A 2,737-nucleotide genomic window follows, 5' to 3' on the forward strand; every position below is an offset into this window, starting at 1 on the left:
CGGCCGGGAGTGGTTCCGCGACCCGGCCCTGCCCAGCGGGGGGCCCATCCACACCCAGATCTTCGAGGGAGACGCGTGAACCCGCACGCACGCAAGGTGCTCCAGGGCGTGGTCGGGATCGGCCTGGCCGTGGCCCTGTTGTGGTGGGGCCTGCCGTACTTCGCCAAGACGACGTGGCACGACATCGGCGCGGTCATCTCGTCGGTCCCCATCAGCCACGCCATCGGCTTCCAGGCGCTCATGCTCGCCGGGCTGTGGTGCTACACCTTCACCTTCACCGGCTCGCTCCCGGGTCTCACCCAGAGCAAGGCGCTGGTCGTCAACCTGTGCGGCTCATCGGTCTCCAACCTGCTCCCCGGGGGCGGAGCCGTGGGTCTCGCGGCCACGTACGCGATCTGTCGTTCCTGGGGGTTCTCCCGCCGCGCGACCTCGACCTCGGTCGTCGTCACCGGGGTGTGGAACGTCCTGGCCCGCATCGCCCTCCCGGTGATCGCGATCGCCGTGCTCTGGTTCAGCGGCGTCACCCTGCCCGGGGCCCTGACCGACCTGGCCGTGGCGGGGATGGTCACCGGCCTGGCGATCCTCACCACCTTGGTGTCGATCATCGCGAGCGAGCGGGCCGCCCAGGCCATCGGCCGGGGGTTGGATGCCGTGATCGGCCCGTTGGTGAGGCGTCGGCGCTCGGAGTCCACCATGCGGATCTCCGACCTCGTGACCGACCTGCGTGGCCGGATCAAGCACGTCGTGGGACGGGCCTGGTGGTCGATGTCCCTGGGCATGATCGGGTTCTTCGCCGCCTACTACGTGCTGTTCGTGCTGATCATGCGCAGCACCGGGGTGACGCTGCCCCTGAACCTGCTCTTCGCGGCCTACGCGATCGGCCGGTTGCTCACGACGATCGGCATCACACCCGGTGGGTTGGGGGTCACCGAGGTCGCGACCTCGGTCGTGCTCGTCGGCTGGGGCGCCGATCCCGGTGGGGCCGCGGCCGGGCTCGTGCTCTTCTCGCTGTTCACCCACCTCATGGAGGTGCCGCTCGGGGCGCTGGGCTGGCTGCTGTGGACCCTCAGCCCGAAGACCGAGCCCCCCGCCGAGGGCGAGGAGCCGCTCTACGCCTGAGCGGTGTCCTCGCGCAGGAACACCATCGCCATCGGCGTCTGCTGCGAGCCCTGACCGAGCGGGTTGTCGGCGAACATCTCCTCGAACCGGGTCCAGTCACCCGGCACGTCAGAGCCGAGGACGTTGCGGCCGATGTCGTTGGCGTCCATGATCACCGTGCCGCCGAAGGTCGAGCGCCACGGCTCGGGGACCCGCTCGCGGATCGCGGCACTGAGGCGCGCCGCCACGGCATCCGGGTCCTTCGGGGCCAGCTTCGCCGAGACGTTCGACGGGTAGGCGGAGTACTCCGTCGGTCCGTCGATGGCGTTGATCTGGTTGCCGACGAGCTCGTAGAACAGGCCCTTTCGCCCGATCACCTTGCCGATCGCCCCACCGGCCGATGCGTAGAGCACCCGCGGCAGGCCGGCCTCCTGGATCGCAAGCTGCATCGTGAACGGGCTGCCGAGGCCGATCCCGGCGGGGGTGCGGGTCACGTAGCGCGACAGCACGCGCGCCGGTCGACCGACCTTGATGTCCCAGACGAAGTAGGAGCGGCCCTGCGTGATCGCGACGACCTTCTCGGACAGGAAGAACCACCACGGTCCGCGCGTCGCGGCCTCGTGGTCGGGGCCGGCGGCTGGCAGCCCGGCGAAGAAGGCGTCGATGTGCTCGAGCACCCGTGCGTCGAGGTCGTCGTCGCGGCTGAACAGCTCGGTGCGCACCGGGTAGCGGCGCACGTTCTCGCCCAGGGAGGTCACGAGGTCGAGGTTCTGCCCCTCGTTCGCCTCGTAGTCGGTCTTGACCCGGGCGGTCGCGTCGGTGGCGTCGCCGGCATCCTCGTGCTCGTCGATGAACTCACGCATCCACAGCTCGAGGTTGATCAGGCGCCAGAAGGTCATCGTGTCGACGTCGTTCGCGCCCTTGATCCACCCCTCGAACGCCGCGATGACCTCGGTCTGGTTGACGTACGGCCGGTTGGCGAAGGACTCGCTGAGGAAGATGTTGTAGAAGTGGTTCTTCAGCCGCATGAACCACTCACCCTGGGGGGTGGTGAAGCCGATCTTGTTGCGGCGGCGGTTGATCGACTCGGGGAGCAGGCCGCGGGTCGCGTCGCGAAGCACCCGCTTGTTCCAGCCGTCCTTGATGATCGCCTCGTCGGACAGGCTGAAGATGAACTTCAGCACCTCCTTGTCGAGGAACGGCACGCGCCCCTCGAGGGAGAAGCGCATCGTGTTCTTGTCCTCGTAGCGCAGCAGGCTCGGCAGCGAGTTGTGGAAAAGGTCCTCGACGAGGCGCTTCTTGAGGTTGGCCCCCTCTGAGCTGTAGCGCTGGCCCCGGTGCGCGGCGACGAAGTCACGGTTCAGCAGCTGCGTGGTGGGGATCGACTTCTTCAGCTTGACCTTGGCCTTGAGCTTGAAGCGGCCCAGCCGGTAGAGCACGTCGAGGCTCTTCGCGAGCTCGGCGGCCGCGAGCGTGGCGCCCTGGGCGCGCAGCTGACGCAGGTAGACGAAGTAGTACGGGATGTACCCGGCCATCATCTCGTCGGCGCCCTGCCCGTCGAGCAGGACGGTGACGTGCTTCGTGGCCTCGCGCATCACCTGGTACTGCGCGTAGGGCCCGGAGGAGATGATCGGCTCCT

2 protein-coding genes are annotated in these 2,737 nt (G+C 68.4%); one reads left to right on the plus strand and one right to left on the minus strand.

Annotated features, from left to right (window positions below):
- Positions 1–75: 75 nt before the first annotated feature.
- A complete protein-coding gene (locus PLL68_RS13620; protein ID WP_324534971.1) occupies positions 76–1,119 on the plus strand; it encodes a lysylphosphatidylglycerol synthase transmembrane domain-containing protein in 1,044 nt (347 codons plus the stop codon).
- On the opposite strand, the gene PLL68_RS13625 is transcribed toward PLL68_RS13620, so the two are convergent.
- Positions 1,110–2,737, minus strand: a 1,628-nt coding sequence (locus tag PLL68_RS13625; protein WP_324534973.1) for an asparagine synthase-related protein, incomplete at its 5' end; no start/stop codon positions are given. The genes PLL68_RS13620 and PLL68_RS13625 overlap by 10 nt on opposite strands.

Source organism: Ornithinibacter sp., from assembly GCF_035443565.1.
GTDB lineage: Bacteria > Actinomycetota > Actinomycetes > Actinomycetales > Dermatophilaceae > Fodinibacter.